Source organism: Streptomyces sp. NPDC002886, assembly GCF_042888445.1.
Taxonomy (GTDB): domain Bacteria; phylum Actinomycetota; class Actinomycetes; order Streptomycetales; family Streptomycetaceae; genus Streptomyces.
In genome coordinates this window covers 1-19,725 of sequence record NZ_JBIAPV010000005.1, presented here as the reverse complement: position 1 = coordinate 19,725, position 19,725 = coordinate 1, and the positions used below count along the sequence as shown (strand labels likewise).

Below are 19,725 nucleotides of genomic sequence, written 5' to 3'. Positions count from 1 at the left end.
GCGCCTCAGCCCCGCCCGGTGCGCGTGGGCGGCGGCCAGATGCCCGTCGCCTCGCCCCGCACCGGTATGCGGGGCGGCAGCGGCGGCGCCGAGCGGGCCTCCCGGCGCGCCCTGCGGCGCTCGCGGCGCCGGCCCCGCGCCGTACTGCTGGGCTCGGAGAGGACTCCGTACCGCTGGTTCCACGCCTGCCGGGTGATCAGTACGTCGAGCACGCCCCAGGTGGCCACCACGGTCCCCGCTATCGCGCCCAGCGACAGCGGAAGGGCCAGCCAGGAGCCGGTGATTGTCAGGAAGAAGGCGATCGTCGCCGCCGTCAGCGTCACGGCGACGATCAGCACCGCCCGTACGGCGGATCTCCGCACCGGGTCCGGCATGCGCCGCCGCCCCGCGGGCTGGTCCACCCACAGTGCCTGCCCCCGCCCGCCCCCGGGCCCCGCGCCGTCGTCCTCGTACCTCTTCGCCATGGTCGGCTCCCTGCCCTCTACGCGGCCGCTCATGCCCGCCCCGAACAGGTAGACGCACGAAGGGCCCGAGAGATTCCCGGATCCCGGACCCGCCGGAGGACCCGAAGTGTCGCGGAACGAAGAATTCCAGCCATCCATTCCGCTACGGGAACCGAGGCCCCACGGAGTGTCATGTGCCACATAACGGGCCGCACTTCCCCGGAACTATCGGACAACTCGTGATCTTCGCCCAGGGGTCAGGCCGAAAACGTCCGGACAGGTCTTCGAAGGTTCCCTGTGGCAGTAGTAGGCTCACGCCGTTTAAATGACGGAACACCAACCCCCGGTAACGGGGTTGAGCTGGGGGAGGCTGGGGAGGCCATGCGCTTTCGCGGGAAGTCCATCCGCCGGAAGATCGTGGCGTTGCTCCTTGTGCCGCTCGTCTCCCTGACCGCCCTCTGGGGCTTCGCAACGGTGATCACCGGCCGCCAGGCCGTCCAACTGCTCGGTGTCGCCTACGTCATCGACAAGGTCGGCTACCCCATAGAGGACGTCGTCCGCGTCATCCAGAAGGAGCGCCGCCAGACCCTGGTGGTCATCGGCGACCCGCGCGCCTCCAACGCCACCACAGAGCTGGCCAGGAGCCGCGCGGCCACCGACGACGCGGTGATGAGGATCTCCGCCGACGCCCGGGACCCCGAGGTCGTCGACGAACTCACGCCGGCCACCGCCCAGCACCTGAACTCCATCCTCGAAGCCTTCCACGGCATCGGAGCGCTGCGCGGCGCGGTGGACGGGGGCTCCGTCGACACCAACCAGGCGCTGGAGCTCTACAACCGGCTCGTGGACCCCTGCTACGACTTCCTCATGAACCTCCACGCGCTCCAGGACGTGGAGATGGACAAGCAGGGCCGCGCCCTCGTCGGGATCACCCGCGCCCGCGAGACGCTCTCGCGCGAGGACGCCCTCGTCGCGGGCGCCCTCGCCGCCCGCAACGTGAGTGCGGCGGACATCCGGCACGTCTCCGACTTCGTGGCCAACCGCAAGCTGCTCTACGAGTTCAACCTCGCGATCCTCCCGGCCGCCGACCGCGAGCAGTTCGAGCAGTACTGGAACAACCCGGAGAGCCGCGCCCTGCGCGAGGCAGAGGAGCGATTCCTCGTCCAGGGCCCGACCCATAGCCCGCGCAACGTGCCCGTGGCCCAGTGGGACGAGGCCGCCGGAAAGGTGCTCGGCGACCTCGCCGTCATGGGCACCGCCGCGGGCGACCGCTACCAGAAGCGCGTCGAGCCCGTGGCCATGGACGTCCTGGTCCAGGCCGCCCTCGCCGGCGTGCTCGGGTTCATCGCCCTCGTCGTCTCCCTCGTCCTGTCCGTGCGCATCGGCCGCGAGCTGATCCGCGACCTGTCCCGGCTCCGCAAGGAGGCCCACGAGGTCTCCGGCATCCGCCTCCCCGGCGTGATGCGCCGTCTCGCCGCGGGCGAGCACGTGGACGTGGAGACCGAGGCACCCCGCCTGGAGTACGAGAAGGACGAGGTCGGCCAGGTCGGCCAGGCCCTCAACTCCCTCCAGCGCGCGGCCATCGAGGCCGCCGTCAAGCAGGCCGAGCTCCGTCGCGGGGTGTCCGAGGTGTTCGTCAACCTGGCCCGCCGCAACCAGGTGCTGCTGCACCGCCAGCTCACCCTGCTCGACACCATGGAGCGGCGCACCGAGGACACCGAGGAGCTCGCCGACCTCTTCCGCCTCGACCACATGACCACCCGCATGCGCCGCCACGCCGAGGGCCTGGTGATCCTCTCCGGCGCCGCGCCCTCCCGCCAGTGGCGCAAGCCCGTCCAGCTGATGGACGTCGTACGGGCCGCCGTCGCCGAGGTGGAGGACTACGAGCGCATCGAGGTGCGCCGGCTGCCGCGCCTGGGCATCGCCGGCCCGGCCGTCGCCGACGTCACCCACCTCATCGCCGAACTCCTGGAGAACGCCACCGTCTTCTCCCCGCCGCACACGGGGGTCCAGGTCCTCGGCGAGCGCGTGGCCAACGGCTTCACCCTGGAGATCCACGACCGGGGCCTCGGCATGACCCCCGAGGCGCTCTTCGACGCGAACCTCCGGCTCACCGAGACCTCCGAGTTCGAACTCTCCGACACCGACCGGCTCGGCCTGTTCGTCGTCAGCCGCCTCGCGCACCGGCACGAGGTCAAGGTCCGCCTCCAGATCAGTCCCTACGGAGGCACCACCGCGGTGGTCTTCCTCCCGGTGGCCCTGCTGACGGAGGCTCCCGACACCAACGGCACCGGCATTCGGCTGGCCGGCGGCAGGGCGGCCGGCGGCCCGGTCGGCTCCGCCCGCCCGAAGGCCGTCGCCGAGCGGGGCGCCGGCGACCGCAGGCTCCCGGCCGGCGCCGAACTGCGCGGCCCCGTCGAGCTGGAGGCCCCGATCGGCATGCTGGGGCTGGACGAGCCCGTCCCGGCCCCGGAGGACGTCCCCACGGGCATCACGGGCTCCACCGGAGCGATCGGGCTCACCGGGCTCTCCGGAGCCAAGGGCAGGCCCGCCATGGCCACCCTCGACGACGAGACCCCGCCGAACGGCATCTCGCGCAACTCCCTGCTCGGACTGCGCCCGTCGGCCCGCCCCCACACCGACAAGCACACCGACCGCGGCGGCCCCCGCAAGGGCGACCGCGGCGCGGACCGCATGGGCGAGCGGCCCGCCGACGGCTCCGGCGACCGTACGGGCCTCTGGAAGGGCGAGCGTTCCACCGACGCCCCCGCCGAGCGGGCCGGCGCCCGGCACGGCGACCGCGATTCCGCCCGGGAGGGCTTCCGCGACCGCGGCCACCGGGAGCGGGAGCCCCTGCCTCCCACCGGCCCGGTCCGACTGGAACCGGCGCGAGCGGAGTCACCCCGCCCCGACGGCGCCCGTTCGCCCGGCGCCGTCCCGCTCCCGCGGCGCCGCCCCACCCCGACCCTGGTCGCCGAACACGGCCGCCGCGTGGAACCCCGCTCGGTCTCGGCGGTCCCGGACGCGCAGACGGGTCCGGTGCCGAACGGCCCCGCGCACCCCGCGGCCGCTCCCCCCGGCGCGACCCTGCCCCGGCGGATCCGCCAGGCCAGCCTCGCGCCCCAGCTCAAGGACGCCCCGGCCGCAGCGGCCGCCGAAGCCGCCGCCGACCCGGTGGCCGACCGCGACGCCGAGGACGTGCGTCGGCGGATGTCCTCGCTCCAGCGCGGCTGGACGGCGGGCCGCGACCATCACGCGCGGCAGCAGGCGGAACGGACCGAGCAGTCGGAACGGACCGAGCAGCCCGCATCGGCGGCACAGCCCGCCGACCAGACACAGCACGCGCAGCCCCACGCACCACACCAGTCCGTGACCGAGGCCGGCACCCCTGCCGCCACCGGTCCCGGATGCGAGAGCGAAAGGGACGGTCGATGACCGCACCGCAGTCCGGCAACGACACCAGGGGCCGTGGTTCCGGCCCCCTCAACTGGCTCCTCGACGAGCTCGTCGACCGGGTCGCCAGCATCCGCAAGGCCGTGGTCCTCTCCGGGGACGGCCTGCCCACCGGCAGCTCCAAGGACCTCACCCGGGAGGACAGCGAGCACCTGGCCGCCGTGGCCTCCGGCTTCCACAGCCTCGCCAAGGGCGTCGGCCGCCACTTCGACTCCGGCAGGGTCCGCCAGACCGTGGTCGAGCTGGACGAGGCGTTCCTCTTCGTCATGGCGGCCGGCGACGGAAGCTGTCTGGCGGTCCTGGCCGACGCCGACTCCGACGTCGGCCAGGTCGCGTACGAGATGACCCTCATGGTCAAGCGGGTCGGTGACCACCTGGCGACCGCCCCGCGCACCGGGCTGCCCGCCGGAGGGTGAGTCGGACGGCATGAGCGATCCAGGCCAGGACCACCCCGCCCACATCCAAGGCACCGCTGCCGGCTCCGACGCCGCGGCCGACCAGTGGTTCGACGACGACGCCGGTCCGGTGGTGCGTCCGTACGCGATGACTCGCGGCCGGACCAGCCACGCCGGACAGCACCGCCTCGACCTGATCGCACTGGTGGTCGCGGAATCCGCGGCCGACGACCCGGTCTGGGACACGACCCTGTCCCCGGAACACGCCGACATCCTCGGCCTCTGCCTGCTCCGCCCGCAGTCCGTGGCGGAGATAGCGGCCGAACTCGACCTCGCGGTCGGAGTCGTACGCGTCCTGATCGGAGATCTCGTCGACGACGAACTGGTGCACGTGACCCGGCCGGTCCCCCCGGCCGAACTGCCCGACGAATCCATTCTGCGTGAGGTGATCGATGGCCTTCGGGCGCTCTAGCCGCACCGGCGCCATGCATGCCGTGACGCCGGTCGAGCCGCTGACCCTGAAAATCCTGGTCGCGGGCGGTTTCGGGGTGGGCAAGACCACCCTGGTCAGTGCGGTGAGCGAGATCAGACCGCTCCGGACGGAGGAACGCCTCTCCGAGCCGGGCCGCGCCATCGACGACACCCAGGGGGTGGAGGGCAAGAGCACCACCACGGTGGCCATGGACTTCGGGCGCATCACGCTGCGCGAGGACCTGGTGCTGTACCTGTTCGGCACCCCCGGACAGGACCGCTTCTGGTTCCTGTGGGACGAGCTGGCCCAGGGCTCGCTCGGCGCCGTCGTCCTCGCGGACACCCGGCGCCTCTCCGACTGCTTCGCCGCCATCGACTACTTCGAGCGCCGCGAGATCCCCTTCGTGGTCGCCGTGAACTGCTTCGAGGGAGCCGAGCGGTATCCCGTGGTGGCCGTACGGGCAGCCCTGGACCTCACCCCCGAGGTGCCGGTGCTGCTGTGCGACGCACGCGACCGGGAATCGGTGAAGGACGTCCTGGTGGGAGTCGTGGAACACGCGATGACCCTGGCCCGGGCCCGCCGCGCGAGCCTGACCACGCCTTAGGGAGGCCTCCGCACCGGCCGTGACATGGAGGCGGCCCGTACCCCCGCCGACTGGGGTACGGGCCGCAGCTCTCATGGGGGGATCCGGGTGTCCCGGTGGCGGCGCGGGACCGTGGAGAGAGTGTGAACCCGCCGCTGGGGGCCGTCAAGCGTTCGGACAGCAGCCGCTGTTCAGCGGCCCACCGGGAGCCGGGAGGCGCCGCGGAGGACCGCTCAGCGCACGGCGACGACCGCCGATCCGTGCCCGAACAGCCCCTGGTTCGCGGTGATTCCGGCCCGCGCCCCCGACACCTGCCGCTCTCCGGCCGTGCCCCGGAGCTGCCAGGTCAGCTCGCACACCTGGGCGATGGCCTGCGCCGGCACCGCCTCGCCGAACGACGCCAGTCCACCACTGGTGTTGACGGGGATCCGCCCGCCGAGCGCCGTCGCGCCCTCGCGCACGAGCTTGGCCCCCTCGCCCTCCCCGCACAGGCCGATGTCCTCGTACCACTCCAGCTCCAGCGCGGTCGACAGGTCGTAGACCTCGGCCAGCGAGAGGTCGTCCGGCCCGAGCCCCGCCTCCTCGTACGCGGCCCGCGCGATCGAGGCCCGGAAGGAGCCGGGAGTCGCCGCGACGGCCGTCACCGAGTCGGTGGCGATGTCCGGCAGGTCCAGGACGGTACGGGGATACGTGGGCGTCACCGTGGACACGGCCCGGATCCGCACCGGGTCCGCCGCCCCCCGCGAGCGTGCGAAGTCCATGCTGCTCAGCACCAGCGCCGCGCCCCCGTCGGAGGTGGCGCAGATGTCGAGCAGCCGCAGCGGATCGGCGACGATCGCCGAGGCGGCCACCTCCTCGGCCGTCACGGCCTTGCGGTAGCGGGCGTTCGGGTTCAGCAGCCCGGCCGCCGCGTTCTTCACCTTGACCTGAGCGAAGTCCTCACCGGTGTCCCCGTACAGGGCCATCCGGCGCCGGGCGTACAGCGCGAAGTACGCCGGATTCGTGGCCCCCAGGACCCGGAAGCGCAGCCAGTCCGGGTCGTCCGGCCGGTCCCCGCCCGCGGGCGCGAAGAACCCCTTCGGGGCGGCGTCCGCCCCGACCACCAGCACCACGTCGGCGAGCCCGGCCAGGATCTGCGCCCGGGCCGCGCCGATGGCCTGGGCGCCGGACGCGCAGGCCGCGTACACGCTGGTCACGCGGGCGCCCTGCCAGCCCAGCGCCTGCGCGAAGGTGGCTCCGGCCACGTAGCCGGGGTAGCCCGACCGGACGGTGTCGGCCCCCACGATGGACTGCACGTCGGTCCAGTCCAGCCCGGCGTCGGCGAGCGCGGCCCGCGCCGCGGCCCGCCCGTACTCGACGAAGCTGCGGCCCCACTTGCCCCACGGGTGCATGCCGGCGCCGAGGACGGCGATGTCGGTGCTCACAGTTCCACCCCCACGGGCCGGAACCGCCAGGTGGTCCATTCGGTCCCGTCGGGGTCCACGTTCAGCACGCCGCCGACCACCTCGACCTCCATCCCGACCGCCAGATCGGCGACGCCCACCCCGGGCACCGTCTGCCCCAGCACGACCATCCCCTCGGCCTCCAGCTCCACGGCGACCAGGGTGTACGGGGTCCAGGGCGCGTCCGGGTCGGACACGTACGGCGCGGGCGGCCGGTACCGCCCGTCGGTGTAGGACCAGACCCGTCCGCGCGGGGACAGCGGGGTCTCGGCGAGCTCGCCGCCGCCCGGGCAGTGCGGATTGCGGCAGTAGGCGTCCTCGCGCGGGAAGAACACGGCGGCGCAGGCGGAGCACCGGGTGCCGAGCAGCCGGAACCCGCCGTACCCGCCGTCCGTTTCGACTGTGCCGTCTGCGCAGTCCCCGGTGAACCACCCGCTGACCACGGGTGTACGTGTGCGTTCCAAGACCCCTCCCGAAACAGACATCTGACGATCCGTCAGGAGTCTGTCAGGGAACGCTCGGGAACGCACCCCCGGTGCCGCACTCCTCGCACGGGTTCTCGGCGAGCCACTTCCGCGCGATCTCGCCGAGCTCCGCGTCCCGCCCGGCCAGCATCATCCGGATCATCTGCGCGTCCCCGCGCAGCGACCAGCCCGGACTGCCGAAGCTGGCGGGGTTGTTCCGCTCGATCAGGAAGTGCGCCGGCCACGCGGTCCCGTACCCGATCAGGGGCAGCGCGGCGATGTACCGCTTCCGGCCGCGTGCCAGCCCGTAGGCGGTGACCGCGAGGCCGGTGAGGGTGCCGGCGAGATGGACCCAGCGGGTGGCGGCGCGGGAGTGCATGGCGACGTAGTAGGGCCAGAACTCCTCGTACGAACTGAATGTCATGCGGGCACGGTACTCAGCGGTGAACGGAGGCGACAGAGACGGGGAAATCGAAATGCGTGGCCGGGAAGGCCTCCGGTGCGCACGTGAAATGCCACCACTCCTGGGGCAGGTTCACGAATCCCTGCCGGCCGAGCACCCGCTTGAGGAGATCCCGGTGTTCGCGGGCCGCCCCCGTCACCCGCGGGTTGTCGGTGTGCGCGAGCGGGTCGAAGAAGTCGAAGGGAGTCCCCAGGTCGAGGGCGCTGCGGCCGAGCTCCGCCAAGGTCACGTCGACGGTGCTGCCGCGGCTGTGCCCGGACCGCTCGGCGATGTACCCCTCGGGGATCAGCCGGTCCTTGGCCACCCGCGGATAGAACTCCGTCTTGGTCGACTGATCGGCCCCGTCCCGGGCCCACCGCACGAACCGGTCGACGGCCCGCTGCGGCCGGTAGCAGTCGTACACCAGCAGGGAGTACCCGTGGCGCAGCACCTCGCGCTGCGCCCGACGCAGCGCCTCGGCGGCGGGCCGGGCGAGCAGGCAGACGGGCTCGTCGTAGCCGTCCACGACCGCCCCGGTGAAATTGTGCGGGGTGGCGTACCGCATCTCCTGCCCGATGCTCGCGTCCACCTCGGCAACGGCCACGAACCCGACGGCGGACGAGGCCGGCCCGTCGGGGTCGCCGGGCGCACCGGGCGCGGCCCGGGACGCTGCCGCCACCCCGGTCCGCGCGGCGGGACCGCTCGCGGCCCCCACCGCCCCCACCGCTTCGGGCGCGGCCGCGCCCGCCGGCGCGGCCACCGCCGCCAGCGCTCCCAGCAGCCCGCCGACCCATCCCGCAACAACCGCCATCCGCATGTCCCTTGGCATACCATCGCCGCATGCCGGCGCACCTGAAGGACTCGCACTGCTCCGCCTGTGGAGCCCTGTTCGACTCGGCCGACTGGCCCCGCACCTGCCCCTCGTGCGGCGCGGTCGCCTACCGCAACCCCCTCCCGGTCGCCGTCGCCCTGCTTCCCGTGGAGGACGAGCTCGGCACGGGCCTGGTGGTCATCACCCGCACCATCGAGCCCGCCCTCGGCGCCATCGCCCTGCCCGGCGGATTCATGGACTTCGGCGAGGACTGGCGCGAGTCGGTCGTCCGCGAACTCCACGAGGAGACCGGCATCCACGCCCCGGCCTCCGAGGTCGCCCTCGCCGACACCCTCAGCTCCCCGGCCGGCCACCTGCTGGTCTTCGGGCTCCTGCCCGTCCGCCCGGCCGCGTCCCTCCCGGTGTCGGTCCCGACGGACGAGACGACGGGCTGGCACGTCCTGCGCGGCCCGGAGCAGCTCGCGTTCCCCCTGCACACGGCGGCGGCCGGGGCCTGGTTCGCGGGCCGTTACCGCTGAGCGGTACCGCCCACAGGTCCCCACCGTTCGGAGAACGAACCCTTTACCTGCCTCTGATGGCATGCTCCGGTCAAATCTGCCAGGCTTCCCGGCAGCCGTCACCCCCACGGCTGCCCCCGGCGCACCCAGGCCGGCCGGGCAGCCACCGAGCAGGCCGGAATCCCGGCCGCCTCAAAGGAGTCTGGTGTGAGAGCCACCCCCCACAAGGCCCTCGCGACGAGTGCGTTCGCCCTCGCCGCGCTGGTCGCCGCCGCCCTGCCCGCCACCTCGGCAGCGGCGGCGCCCGCCGCCTGCACCCCCGCCCAGGTGGTCGCCAACGGCGGCTTCGAAAGCGGTACGTCGCCATGGACCCAGTCGCAGACCGGCCTGATCACCAACCGCACCGGCCAGAGCGCCCACGGCGGTACGTACTTCGCCTGGCTGAACGGCGTCGGCAGCACCCACACCGACACGCTCTCGCAGAGCGTCACGATCCCCTCGGGCTGCAGTAGCGCCAGCCTCACCTTCTGGCTGCACGTCGACACCACCGAGACCACGACGTCGACCAAGTACGACAAGCTGACGGCGAAGATCGGCGCCACCACGCTGGCGACGTACTCGAACCTCGACAAGAACACCGGCTACGTCCAGAAGACCTTCGACGTCTCCGCGTTCGCCGGCCAGACCGTGAACCTCGCCTTCACCGGCACCGAGGACTCCAGCCTCAAGACCAACTTCGTCCTCGACGACGTCGCCCTCAACACCTCCGGCGGCACCACCCCGCCCGCGGACTCCACCCGCACCCCGGCGGCGCCCGCCTACACCGTCAGCCTGAGCAGCGACGCGGCCGGCACCGTCTGGACCGGTCACCAGAGCGCGAGCTTCACCAACACCTCCGCCACCCCGCTCGGCGAGGTGTACCTGAGGCTGTGGGACAACTACCACGGGACGTGCGCCGCGATGCCCATCGTGGTCAGCAACGTCACCGGCGGCACGGCGGGAGCCCTCTCCGTCAACTGCACCGCGCTCAAGATCGACCTGCCGGCGCCGCTGACCCAGGGCCAGAGCGCCACGATCGGCTTCGACCTCGGCATCACCGTGCCCAGCGGCGCCGACCGCTTCGGCCACGACGGGGCCTTCAGCTTCATCGGCAACGCCCTGCCCGTGCTCGCGGTCCGGGACGGGGCCGGCTGGCACCTGGACCCGTACACGAACAACGGCGAGTCGTTCTACTCCCTGGCCGCCGACTTCAGCGTGGCCCTCGACCACCCGAGCGGCCTGCTCGTCCCGGCCACCGGCGCATCGGTGGACACCCCGGGCACCAGCGGGCGCACGGTGACCACCGCCACCGCCTCCAAGGTGCGCGACTTCGCCTGGGCGGCCGGCCCGTTCAGCAAGATCTCCGGCACCTCCGCCGCCGGAACCCCGGTCAACGTCTACTCCGTCTCGGGCATCAGCGCGGCGGACTCCCAGTCGATGCTCACCACGGCCAAGTCCGCCGTGGACGCCCACTCCGCCCGGTTCGGGGCCTACCCGTACGGCGAGCTGGACGCGGTGATCGACAACAACTTCTGGTTCGGCGGCATGGAATACCCCGGGTTCGTCCTCGACCTGGTCAGCACCACGGCGCTCACCCACGAGATCGCCCACCAGTGGTGGTACGGCATCGTCGGCGACGACCAGTACAACAACCCGTGGCTGGACGAGGCGTTCACCGACTACGCCACCGACCTCGCACAGAACAAGACCGGCGCGAGCTGCTGGAACAGCGTCTCGTGGGCCTCGTCGGCGGAGAAGATCAGCAACTCGATGGCGTACTGGGACACCCACTCCTCCCGCTACTCCACCGTCATCTACGGCTACGGCAAGTGCGCCCTGCACGACCTGCGCAGGGTCCTCGGTGACACCGCGATGGCCAAGCTGCTGAAGGACTACGCCACTTCGCACTGGTACGGAGTCTCGACCACGGCCGAGTTCAAGGCGGCCGCCCAGGCCGCCACGACCACGGACCTGACCTCCTTCTGGACCACGCACCGCATCGACGGCTGACCCCGGACCGGTCCGCCGGGGCCCTCGCCTCCGAGCGCCCCGGCGGACCGGCACCTCCAGGCCCGGCAAGATCCGAAAGAGACGGCCTAGAGCCCCCGCAGCACCACTCCGTCCACCCGCTCCCCGGTCTCGTCCTCCACGACCACCGCGTCCCCGGCCCACCGCACCACGTACCGCTCCACCTCGACCGGCTCGAAGCCCGGCCCCGGGTCGCGGATCACCACCCCGCCGCCCGTGCGGCCCCGCGCCGGAGCCCACGCCTCCAGGGCCACCGATCCGTCGGCCGCCCGCACCGGCAACAGCGAGCCGGCCCGCGCCAGGACCGGGATCCGGTCCGCCGGGGCGTCCAGCAGGATCTGCCCCGGCCCCTCGTACGCCCGGCCCGTCACCGTGTCGTACCAGCGCCCGCGCGGCAGCCGCACCGCCCGCCTGTCCGACCCGCACTCCAGCACCGGCGCCACCAGCAGGGCGTCACCCAACAGGAACGCGTCCTCGCAGTCCCGTAGCGCGCGGTCCTCCGGAGCCCCCCACCACAGCGGCCGTACGTACGGAGCCCCGGTCCTGCGCGCCATATGGGCCAGCGTCACGAAGTACGGGCGCAGTCGCTCCCGTTCCGCCAGGACGGCCCGCGCGGCCCGGGTGGTCTCCTCCCCGAACTCCCACGGCTCCCTGCGCCCGGCCCAGATCGCGGAGTGGGTCCGGAACAGCGGCAGGTAGGAGCCCAGTTGCAGCCACCGCAGGTACAACTCCGGTGAGGGCGAGCCCCAGAAGCCGCCGATGTCCGGCCCCGAGTACGGCACCCCGCACAGCCCGAGGCCCAGTACCAGCGCCAGCGAGGCCCGCAGCCCGTCCCAGCTGCTCTCCACGTCGCCCGACCACGTGCCCCCGTACCGCTGCATCCCCGCCCACCCCGACCGGGAGAAGAGGAACGGCCGCTCGGCCGGGCGCAGCCGAACGAGTCCTTCCCAGCCCGCGCGGGCCATCGCGAGGGCGTAGACGTTGTGCGCCTCCCGGTGGTCCCCGCCCGCCCCCTCCAGCGCGTGCCGCGCCGACCGGGGGAGCGTCCGGTCCCCGAACGCGGCGAAGGACACCGGCTCGTTCATGTCGTGCCAGACCCCGGCGAAGCCCTGCGCGAGCCGCTCCTCGTACAGCTCGCCCCACCACCGTCGCACCGCCGGATCCGTGAAGTCCGGGTACGCGCACTCGCCCGGCCACACCTCCCCCCGGACCTCCCGCCCCGCCGCGTCCCGTACGAACGCCCCGTGCGCCCCGACCGCGAGCCCCGCGGTGTGCAGCGGGTCGCCCGTCTTCACCGCCGGGTCGACGATGGAGACCAGCCGGACACCGCCGTCCGCCAACTCCTGTGCCAGTTTGGGCAGATCGGGAAACCGCTCGCGGTCCACGGTGAAGACCCGGTGGCCGTCGTAGTGGTCGATGTCCAGATGGACGGCCGACAGCGGCAGCCCCCGCTCGGCGTAGCCCGCCACGATCCGGCGGACCTCCGCCGCACTCCCGAACCCCCACCGCGCGTGCTGGTACCCGAGCGCCCACTCCGGCGGCACGGCGGCTCCGCCCGTCAGTCCGGACCAGCCCTGCAGCACGCGCCCGGGCGGCCCCACCAGCACCCAGCAGCGCAAGGGGCCGCCCTCCATGCGCAGTTCACAGGAGCCCGGCCGGTCCGCCCCCGATCCCGCGCCCTCCTCGCCCTCCCGCAACGCCACCCGCCCGTCCCAGGAGTTGTCGTGGAACACCAGGTGCGTGCCCGCGTCCGCGACCACCAGCTGCACCGGCATCGTGATGTAGGGGGGCTCCTCGCCGGAACCGCCCGCGCCCCCGAACCCGCCTTTGGGATCGGTGTTCCACAGCCGGTAGCTTCCGTCCCGCAACCGCGGCCCCACCGCCCGCCCGCCCAGCCCGAACACCCGCGCGTCCGCCGCCACCTCGCTCCGCACCAGCCACCGCGAGCCGCCGCCCGCCGCCCCGCCGGCGTCTGCCGCGACCCCGTCCGCTCCACCCCCGTCCGCTCCACCCCCGTCCGCGCCGCCCCCGCCGCCCAGCCCGGCCGCGTCCCCTTCGGCCCCGGCGGACCCGACCCCCACCGGGTCCCACCACCGCGGCGGCAGATCCCGCCGCAGCACCGTCCCGCCGGGGGTGCGTACCTCCACCGCCCCGTGCCGGGACACCGCCACCGTCACCCGCTCCGACACCACCCGCCAGCCGCCGTCGGTGTCCGGCTCCAGCTCGGCGCGCGGATCGGGCTCCGGCCCGCCGCCGACCACCGCGTACGAGGGGGTCGGCGCGGCCCCGTCCCAGCCCCAGAACACCGCCCCGCCCACGGTGACCCGCACCAGCAGCTCCGAACGGGTGAACCGGAGCACTCCACCGCCCGGCCGGGCCTCCGTACCGGTCAGCAGACCCGGCACCCGCGCCCGCTCGGCGCCCCGGGGCGCGAGCCCCGTCGCGTCCACGCGCCGGTTGCGCCACGCGGAGCGCCAGGCGCGCCGCCCCCGCTCGCCGCCGAGGTCCTTCACCGCACGCACCAGCCCACGACCGTCCATGGCGCAACCCTGCCACCGCGACCCGCCCCAGAAGGCGCCGTTCAACTGCCGTTCACCCGCAAAAGGATCACGGCCGACCGTCGATGACGGCTCTGGTGCGGATGTCGATCACATGGCATCGTCCCTGTGAGCCCCCGTGCGCACACCCCGCGCGCGATGGCACCGTACGAACACCACATGCCACACCAGACGCCACACCACGCCACGCCCACGAGGCGCGAACCGCAGACGTGACCGGGAGCCGACGCATGACCGCAGCAGCCACCTCCTCCGAGCCCCTCTGGTCCCCGGGCCCCGACCGGATCGCCGCGGCCCGGATCACCGCCTTCCAGGCCTGGGCCGCCGAACACCACGGCGCCCCCGCGGACGGCGGCTACCCGGCCCTGCACAGCTGGTCCGTCGACGCGCTGGACAGCTTCTGGCAGGCCGTCGCCGAGTGGTTCGACGTACGCTTCACCAGCCCGTACGAGTCCGTCCTCGCGGACCGGTCCATGCCCGGCGCGGTCTGGTTCGAGGGCGCCACCCTCAACTACGCCGAGCACGCCCTGCGCGCCGCCGAGGACCCGGCCCGCGCCACCGACGCGGCCCTGCTGTACGTGGACGAGACCCACGAGCCCACCCCGGTCACCTGGGCCGAGCTCCGCCGCCAGGTCGGCGCGCTCGCCGCGGAACTGCGCGCCCTGGGCGTGCGCCCCGGCGACCGGGTCAGCGGCTACCTCCCCAACATCCCCGAGGCCGTCACCGCGCTCCTCGCCACCGCCGCCGTCGGCGCCGTCTGGACCTCCTGCGCCCCCGATTTCGGTGCCCGCAGCGTCCTGGACCGCTTCCAGCAGGTGGAGCCGGTGGTCCTCTTCACCGTGGACGGCTACCGCTACGGCGGCAAGGAACACGACCGCCGCGACACCGTCGCCGAACTGCGCGCCGAGCTCCCCTCCCTGCGCGCCGTCGTGCACATCCCGCTCCTCGGTACGCCGGCCCCCGCGGGCGCCCTCGACTGGTCGGCCCTCACCTCGGGCGACGCGGAGCCGGTCTTCGAGCCGGTCCCCTTCGACCACCCGCTCTGGGTCCTCTACTCCTCCGGCACCACCGGCCTGCCCAAGGCCATCGTCCAGTCGCAGGGCGGCATCCTCCTCGAACACCTCAAGCAGCTCGGCCTGCACTGCGACCTGGGCCCCGAGGACCGCTTCTTCTGGTACACCTCCACCGGCTGGATGATGTGGAACTTCCTCGTCTCCGGCCTGCTCACCGGCACCACCGTCGTGCTCTACGACGGCAGCCCGGGCTTCCCCGACACCGGCGCCCAATGGCGCATCGCGGAGCGGACCAAGGCCACCCTCTACGGAACCTCGGCCGCCTACGTGATGGCCTGCCGCAAGGCGGAGGTCCACCCCTCCCGGGACTTCGACCTCTCCTCCGTCAAGTGCGTCGCCACCACCGGATCCCCGCTGCCGCCCGACGGCTTCCGCTGGCTCCACGACGAGGTGGCCGAGGACCTCTGGATCGCCTCCGTCAGCGGCGGCACCGACGTCTGCAGCTGCTTCGCCGGCGCCGTCCCCACCCTCCCGGTGCACATCGGAGAGCTCCAGGCCGCCTGCCTGGGCACGGACCTCCAGGCCTGGGACCCCTCCGGCAAGCCCGTGACCGGCGAGGTCGGCGAGCTCGTCGTCACCAACCCCATGCCGTCCATGCCGATCCGCTTCTGGAACGACCCCGACGGCAGCCGCTACCGCGACAGCTACTTCGAGATGTTCCCCGGCGTCTGGCGCCACGGAGACTGGATCACGATCACCGATCACGGCTCCGTCGTCATCCACGGCCGCTCCGACTCCACCCTGAACCGCCAGGGCGTCCGGATGGGATCCGCGGACATCTACGAGGCCGTCGAGCGACTCCCCGAGATCAAGGAGTCCCTGGTCATCGGCCTGGAGGAGCCGAACGGCGGGTACTGGATGCCGCTCTTCGTCCACCTCGTGCCCGGCGCCGTCCTCGACGACGCCCTCCGCTCGCGGATCAAGGCGACGATCCGCGAGGAGCTCTCCCCGCGCCACGTCCCCGACGAGATCATCGAGGTCCCGGGCATCCCGCACACCCTCACCGGCAAGCGCATCGAGGTCCCGGTCAAGCGCCTCCTCCAGGGCGCTCCCATGGCCAAGGCGGTCAACCCCGGCTCGGTCGACAACCTCGACCTCCTGCACTTCTACGAGGAGCTGGCCCGCACCCGCGGCTGACGCGAACGGCCACTGTCAGTGGTGGTGATTACTCTGAGTGAGCAAGTGATCGCTTCACTCAGGGGGAACCATGCGCCGCTCGAACGACACCGGAACCCGCACCACCCCACCGCGCCCCGCCCGCGCCGGCAGGCGCCGCACCCTGCGCCGCGAAGTCCCCAGCACCGTCGGCCTCCTGGCCGACGCCGGGGACTTCGCGGCCATGCGCGGATACCGCAGCTTCGCCTTCGACGACCACCGCGACTACCTGAACCACGTGGACCGGCTGCTCCGCTCCCTCGCGGCCCAGGGCATCCACACCACGGTCGCGCTCTTCGACCCGGTGGAGTACGCCGACTTCTGTGCGGACCGCGGACTGGCCCCGGACTCCGCCGGGTCCCGCACCCGCTTCACCGCCGAACTGAGCGCCGCCACCGGCGGCCTCCCGTATGCCGGCCAGCCCATCGACGAACTGGTCCCGCTCCTCGTCGACGCGGCCGTCCGCCAGGCCACCTGGGAGTACGCCGGCTCCCTGCTGGCCGAAGTGGGCCGCTGCGCCGACTGCGGGGAGGACATCGGGACAGCCTCCCTGGAGCGCGCCGCCGAGGCGCTCCGGCGCCTGGTGGACGGGGCCGGTCCGGGCCATCACCACCTGGTGTGCAGCGTCCCGGCGCAGCACGAACAGCTCGTGGCGGTCCTGCACGCCGACACCGGCGACGGCCTCCGCGACCGGCCCCGCGTGGACGGCCGCGACGGCCTGGACTTCGTGACCGTCCTCGCCGCGGGCCTGGCCCTCGGCGGACCCGGAGGACTGGTCCTGCGCACCACCACCGAGGGCGACCGGGACCGCGTCCACGGCTGGCGCCTGGACCGGGGCCGCCTGGTACCCCTCTCGGCGGCGGCCGTCTTCAACGCCTACTGCACCGACGCCGACACCGGAGAGCCCGTGGGCCCCGAGCCCGGCGTCGAGTACTGCCCCGGCTACGAGGTGGACGAACCGGGCCCGCACCACTGAGCCCGGCGCACCCCGCCCACCCGGCAACGACCGAGGGGCCCCCGCCACCGGCGAAGGCCCCTCGAACGTCGGTCTTCTCGAACTACTCGCCGGACAGGACCGCCTGGGCGGCCACCCGGGCCTCCTCGGCGGTGTCCGCGGCACGCGCGGCGGCAGCCGCACGCTCGCATTGCGCGAGGGAGTACTTGGCCAGCGTCGCCCGCACGTAGGGAATCGAAGCGGCACCCATCGAGAGAGAGGTGACACCCAGCCCCGTCAGCACACAGGCCAGCAGCGGGTCGGAGGCGGCCTCGCCACAGACGCCACAGCTCTTGCCCTCGGCCTTGGCGGCATCGGCCGACATGGCGATCAGGTCGAGCAGCGCGGGCTGCCACGGGTCCTGCAGGCGCGATACGGCGCCGACCTGACGGTCGGCGGCGAAGGCGTACTGGGCCAGGTCGTTGGTGCCCAGCGAGAGGAACTCGACCTCCTGGAGGATCGAGCGCGCCCGCAGCGCGGCGGAGGGGATCTCCACCATCGCACCGAACTTCGCCTTCAGACCGGCCTCGCGGCACGCGTCCGCGAACGCCTTGGCGTCGATGCGGTCGGCCACCATCGGGGCCATGACCTCGAGGTAGACCGGCAGCCCCTCGGCGGCCTTGGCCAGCGCGGTGAGCTGCGTACGCAGCACGTCCGGGTGGTCGAGCAGCGAGCGCAGGCCACGGACACCCAGAGCCGGGTTCGGCTCGTCGGCCGGGGTCAGGAAGTCCAGCGGCTTGTCGGCGCCGGCATCCAGAACGCGTACGACCACACGACCCTCGGGGAAGGCTTCGAGGACCTTGCGGTACGACTCGACCTGCTTCTCCTCGGTCGGCGCGTGCTTGCTGTCGTCCAGGAAGAGGAACTCGGTGCGGAACAGGCCCACACCCTCGGCCCCGGCATCGACGGCCGCCGGCACGTCCGCCGGACCGCCGATGTTGGCGAGCAGCGGCACCTTGTGACCGTCGGACGTCGCGCCCGGACCGGACGACGCGGAGAGAGCGGCCTTGCGCTCGGCGGCCGAGGCCTCCAGCTCGGCCCGCTTCGCCGCGCTCGGCTCCACGAACAGGTCGCCGGTGCTGCCGTCGACGGCGATGACCGTACCCTCGGCGATCTCACCGGCACCCGGCAGCGCCACGATGGCCGGCACGCCCAGCGCCCGCGCGAGGATCGCGCTGTGGCTGGTCGGGCCGCCTTCCTCGGTCACGAAACCGAGGACCAGCGCCGGGTCGAGCAGAGCGGTGTCCGCGGGAGCGAGGTCCCGCGCGATCAGCACGTACGGCTCGTCACTGTCGGGCACACCCGGCATCGGCACGCCGAGCAGGCGCGCGACGATGCGGTTGCGCACGTCGTCCAGGTCGGCCACCCGGCCGGCCATGTACTCACCGGCACCGGCGAGCAGGTCACGGTAGGCGGCGAACGCGTCGTACACACCGCGCTCGGCGGTGCTGCCGACGGCGATCCGCCGGTCGACGTCCGCCATGAGCTCGGGGTCCGTGGCGATCATCGCCTGGGCCTCGAGCACGTGCTGGGCCTCGCCACCGGCCAGCTGGCCCCGGGCGATCAGGTCGGCCGATACAGCTTCCACGGCCTGACGGGCGCGCCCCTGTTCGCGCTCCGCCTCGTCCGCGGTGATCTGCTTCGCCGGCGGTTCGAGAACCGCCGTGCCCATGTGCCGAACCTCGCCGATCGCCACACCGTGGCTCACGCCGACGCCTCGCAGCGTTGTCTCCATTTCACCTGTCTCCGATTGAGCGGCGGGTCCACCCGCCGCGTTGGATGTGCCAGTGCGTCTAGAAGGCGAGGTCACTGCCAGCCGAAGAGAGCGTCCCCGGCCTTGACGTCTCCGGCCTCGACCACGCCGGACAGGGAGTCGGCAGTCGCTTCAAGTGCCACGACGGGGCAGATGGGGGACTTGCCGGCGGCCTCGACCGCGGCGGGGTCCCAACGAATGACCTCCTGGCCGCGGGTCACGGTGTCGCCCTTGTTGACGAGCAGCTCGAAGCCCTCGCCGTTGAGCTGAACGGTGTCGATGCCCAGGTGCGTGAGGACACCGTGGCCCTCGCTGTCGACTACGACGTACGCGTGCGGGTGCAGGGAGACGACTACACCGTCTACGGGGGACACCGCCGCCGAAGGCTCGCGCACGGGATCAATGGCGGTGCCCGGTCCCACCATCGCGCCGGAGAACACCGGATCGGGCACTGCCGCGAGTCCGATGGCGGTCCCGGCAAGTGGGGACGTCACGCTGGTCATGGGGGCCTCCCAGGGGTGGGGCTTCGTCGTGTCGCCGTCACTACCTGTCGCGAACGGCGTACTCTCCAGAAGGATAAGTCACAAGATGTTCGGGTTCGCCCGATGTTGGTCCCGAACCGGACTGGTCCTTCGGCACGGAGACTAGTGGACTAGACCGGTGGACTAGACCATACGCCTGAATCGATTTGCCTGGGCTGTGGTGGACCTGTACTGTCGTGACTCCCGCCAGGAGGCCCCGCGTGAACATTTCGCGAACGGCCGATGGACGGGACTCCTCCTCTCTCTAGTTCTGATCTTGATCTGCCCTCCTTTCCGCATGCCTATTCGGCAAGTCGGAGAGTGGTCAGAGAGAAAGAAAAGGACTGATAGAGTCGGACTCGCCGGAAAGGGAAAACGCGAAAGCGGATGACCTGGAGGGCGGAAAACAAGCGAGACAGACTCTGATAGAGTCGGAAACGCAAGAACAGAACAGAACGAAAGCCCGGAGGAAAGCCCGAGAGGGTGAGTACAAAGGAAGCGTCCGTTCCTTGAGAACTCAACAGCGTGCCAAAAATCAACGCCAAAAAGTTGATACCCCGTCCATTTCGGTGGATGAGGTT

At 72.6% G+C, this 19,725-nt stretch carries 17 protein-coding genes; 8 read left to right on the top strand and 9 right to left on the bottom strand.

From position 1 onward, the window contains the following. Positions 1 to 5 precede the first annotated feature (5 nt). A complete protein-coding gene (locus ACFYYB_RS23570) occupies positions 6 to 464 on the bottom strand; it encodes a hypothetical protein (RefSeq protein WP_389437264.1) in 459 nt (152 codons plus the stop codon). 396 nt (positions 465 to 860) lie between these two features. Between ACFYYB_RS23570 and ACFYYB_RS23565 the strand changes: the two genes are divergently transcribed. Genes ACFYYB_RS23565 through ACFYYB_RS23550 form a run of 4 tightly spaced genes read left to right on the top strand, consistent with a single transcriptional unit; the run spans position 861 to position 5,367 of the window. Continuing rightward, positions 861 to 3,878 (top strand): nitrate- and nitrite sensing domain-containing protein, encoded by a 3,018-nt coding sequence (locus ACFYYB_RS23565; RefSeq protein ID WP_389437263.1) that lies wholly within the window; start codon positions 861 to 863, stop codon positions 3,876 to 3,878. After that, positions 3,875 to 4,312, top strand: coding sequence for a roadblock/LC7 domain-containing protein (locus ACFYYB_RS23560; RefSeq protein ID WP_243341589.1), 438 nt, complete (start codon positions 3,875 to 3,877; stop codon positions 4,310 to 4,312). The genes ACFYYB_RS23565 and ACFYYB_RS23560 overlap by 4 nt, the downstream gene beginning before the upstream one ends. Before the next feature lie 10 nt (positions 4,313 to 4,322). Next, positions 4,323 to 4,763 carry a DUF742 domain-containing protein gene (locus ACFYYB_RS23555; protein ID WP_389437262.1) on the top strand — a complete coding sequence of 147 codons (441 nt, stop codon included), beginning with the start codon at positions 4,323 to 4,325 and terminating at the stop codon, positions 4,761 to 4,763. Beyond that, positions 4,744 to 5,367, top strand: coding sequence for an ATP/GTP-binding protein (locus ACFYYB_RS23550; RefSeq protein WP_389437261.1), 624 nt, complete (start codon positions 4,744 to 4,746; stop codon positions 5,365 to 5,367). Before ACFYYB_RS23555 ends, ACFYYB_RS23550 begins: the two co-directional genes overlap by 20 nt. A 212-nt stretch (positions 5,368 to 5,579) precedes the next feature. On the opposite strand, the gene ACFYYB_RS23545 is transcribed toward ACFYYB_RS23550, so the two are convergent. The 4 genes from ACFYYB_RS23545 to ACFYYB_RS23530 are packed head-to-tail and all read right to left on the bottom strand — an operon-like array spanning position 5,580 to position 8,505. Further along, positions 5,580 to 6,770, bottom strand: a complete 1,191-nt coding sequence (locus ACFYYB_RS23545) for a lipid-transfer protein (protein WP_389437260.1) — start codon at positions 6,768 to 6,770, stop codon at positions 5,580 to 5,582. Further along, on the bottom strand, positions 6,767 to 7,252 hold the full coding sequence (locus ACFYYB_RS23540) for a Zn-ribbon domain-containing OB-fold protein (RefSeq protein WP_389437259.1): 486 nt from the start codon (positions 7,250 to 7,252) through the stop codon (positions 6,767 to 6,769). Before ACFYYB_RS23540 ends, ACFYYB_RS23545 begins: the two co-directional genes overlap by 4 nt. 43 nt (positions 7,253 to 7,295) lie before the next feature. Next, entirely contained in the window at positions 7,296 to 7,676 is a 381-nt protein-coding gene (locus ACFYYB_RS23535; RefSeq protein WP_389437258.1) for an Mpo1-like protein, read from the bottom strand. A gap of 13 nt (positions 7,677 to 7,689) precedes the next feature. Then, on the bottom strand, positions 7,690 to 8,505 hold the full coding sequence (locus ACFYYB_RS23530; RefSeq protein ID WP_389437257.1) for a M15 family metallopeptidase: 816 nt from the start codon (positions 8,503 to 8,505) through the stop codon (positions 7,690 to 7,692). A gap of 29 nt (positions 8,506 to 8,534) precedes the next feature. On the opposite strand from ACFYYB_RS23530, the gene ACFYYB_RS23525 reads away from it, so the two are divergent. After that, the gene (locus tag ACFYYB_RS23525) at positions 8,535 to 9,044 is read left to right on the top strand and encodes an NUDIX domain-containing protein (RefSeq protein WP_389437256.1); all 510 of its coding nucleotides are present in this window, start codon (positions 8,535 to 8,537) and stop codon (positions 9,042 to 9,044) included. A gap of 186 nt (positions 9,045 to 9,230) precedes the next feature. Then, positions 9,231 to 11,072, top strand: coding sequence for a M1 family aminopeptidase (locus tag ACFYYB_RS23520; RefSeq protein WP_389437255.1), 1,842 nt, complete (start codon positions 9,231 to 9,233; stop codon positions 11,070 to 11,072). Between the two features lie 86 nt (positions 11,073 to 11,158). Here ACFYYB_RS23520 and ACFYYB_RS23515 read toward each other — a convergent pair whose 3' ends face one another. Beyond that, positions 11,159 to 13,630: a glycoside hydrolase family 31 protein gene (locus ACFYYB_RS23515; protein WP_389437254.1), complete on the bottom strand. Its 2,472-nt coding sequence runs from the start codon at positions 13,628 to 13,630 to the stop codon at positions 11,159 to 11,161. A gap of 248 nt (positions 13,631 to 13,878) precedes the next feature. On the opposite strand from ACFYYB_RS23515, the gene ACFYYB_RS23510 reads away from it, so the two are divergent. Both ACFYYB_RS23510 and ACFYYB_RS23505 read left to right on the top strand, forming a co-directional pair. After that, positions 13,879 to 15,858, top strand: coding sequence for an acetoacetate--CoA ligase (locus ACFYYB_RS23510; protein WP_389437253.1), 1,980 nt, complete (start codon positions 13,879 to 13,881; stop codon positions 15,856 to 15,858). Positions 15,859 to 15,928: 70 nt separating this feature from the next. Beyond that, positions 15,929 to 16,852, top strand: coding sequence for a hypothetical protein (locus ACFYYB_RS23505; RefSeq protein WP_389437252.1), 924 nt, complete (start codon positions 15,929 to 15,931; stop codon positions 16,850 to 16,852). Positions 16,853 to 16,934: 82 nt separating this feature from the next. On the opposite strand, the gene ptsP is transcribed toward ACFYYB_RS23505, so the two are convergent. The 3 genes from ptsP to ACFYYB_RS23490 all read right to left on the bottom strand — a co-directional run. Then, on the bottom strand, positions 16,935 to 18,605 hold the full coding sequence (gene ptsP / locus ACFYYB_RS23500; RefSeq protein ID WP_389437251.1) for a phosphoenolpyruvate--protein phosphotransferase: 1,671 nt from the start codon (positions 18,603 to 18,605) through the stop codon (positions 16,935 to 16,937). Positions 18,606 to 18,676: 71 nt separating this feature from the next. After that, entirely contained in the window at positions 18,677 to 19,126 is a 450-nt protein-coding gene (locus ACFYYB_RS23495; protein ID WP_327307836.1) for a PTS glucose transporter subunit IIA, read from the bottom strand. A 320-nt stretch (positions 19,127 to 19,446) separates the two neighbouring features. Next, positions 19,447 to 19,725 (bottom strand): hypothetical protein (locus ACFYYB_RS23490; RefSeq protein ID WP_389437250.1); only part of this gene is annotated, 279 nt, incomplete at its 5' end.

Excerpts from the sequence above, each read along its gene's own strand:
- ACFYYB_RS23495 (WP_327307836.1), bottom strand. The coding sequence starts at position 19,126 with ATGACCAGCGTGACGTCCCCACTTGCCGGGACCGCCATCGGACTCGCG.
- ACFYYB_RS23555 (WP_389437262.1), top strand. The coding sequence starts at position 4,323 with ATGAGCGATCCAGGCCAGGACCACCCCGCCCACATCCAAGGCACCGCT.
- ACFYYB_RS23510 (WP_389437253.1), top strand. The coding sequence starts at position 13,879 with ATGACCGCAGCAGCCACCTCCTCCGAGCCCCTCTGGTCCCCGGGCCCC.
- ACFYYB_RS23505 (WP_389437252.1), top strand. The coding sequence starts at position 15,929 with ATGCGCCGCTCGAACGACACCGGAACCCGCACCACCCCACCGCGCCCC.
- ACFYYB_RS23515 (WP_389437254.1), bottom strand. The coding sequence starts at position 13,630 with ATGGACGGTCGTGGGCTGGTGCGTGCGGTGAAGGACCTCGGCGGCGAG.
- ACFYYB_RS23535 (WP_389437258.1), bottom strand. The coding sequence starts at position 7,676 with ATGACATTCAGTTCGTACGAGGAGTTCTGGCCCTACTACGTCGCCATG.
- ptsP (WP_389437251.1), bottom strand. The coding sequence starts at position 18,605 with ATGGAGACAACGCTGCGAGGCGTCGGCGTGAGCCACGGTGTGGCGATC.
- ACFYYB_RS23560 (WP_243341589.1), top strand. The coding sequence starts at position 3,875 with ATGACCGCACCGCAGTCCGGCAACGACACCAGGGGCCGTGGTTCCGGC.
- ACFYYB_RS23525 (WP_389437256.1), top strand. The coding sequence starts at position 8,535 with ATGCCGGCGCACCTGAAGGACTCGCACTGCTCCGCCTGTGGAGCCCTG.
- ACFYYB_RS23570 (WP_389437264.1), bottom strand. The coding sequence starts at position 464 with ATGGCGAAGAGGTACGAGGACGACGGCGCGGGGCCCGGGGGCGGGCGG.
- ACFYYB_RS23530 (WP_389437257.1), bottom strand. The coding sequence starts at position 8,505 with ATGGCGGTTGTTGCGGGATGGGTCGGCGGGCTGCTGGGAGCGCTGGCG.
- ACFYYB_RS23550 (WP_389437261.1), top strand. The coding sequence starts at position 4,744 with ATGGCCTTCGGGCGCTCTAGCCGCACCGGCGCCATGCATGCCGTGACG.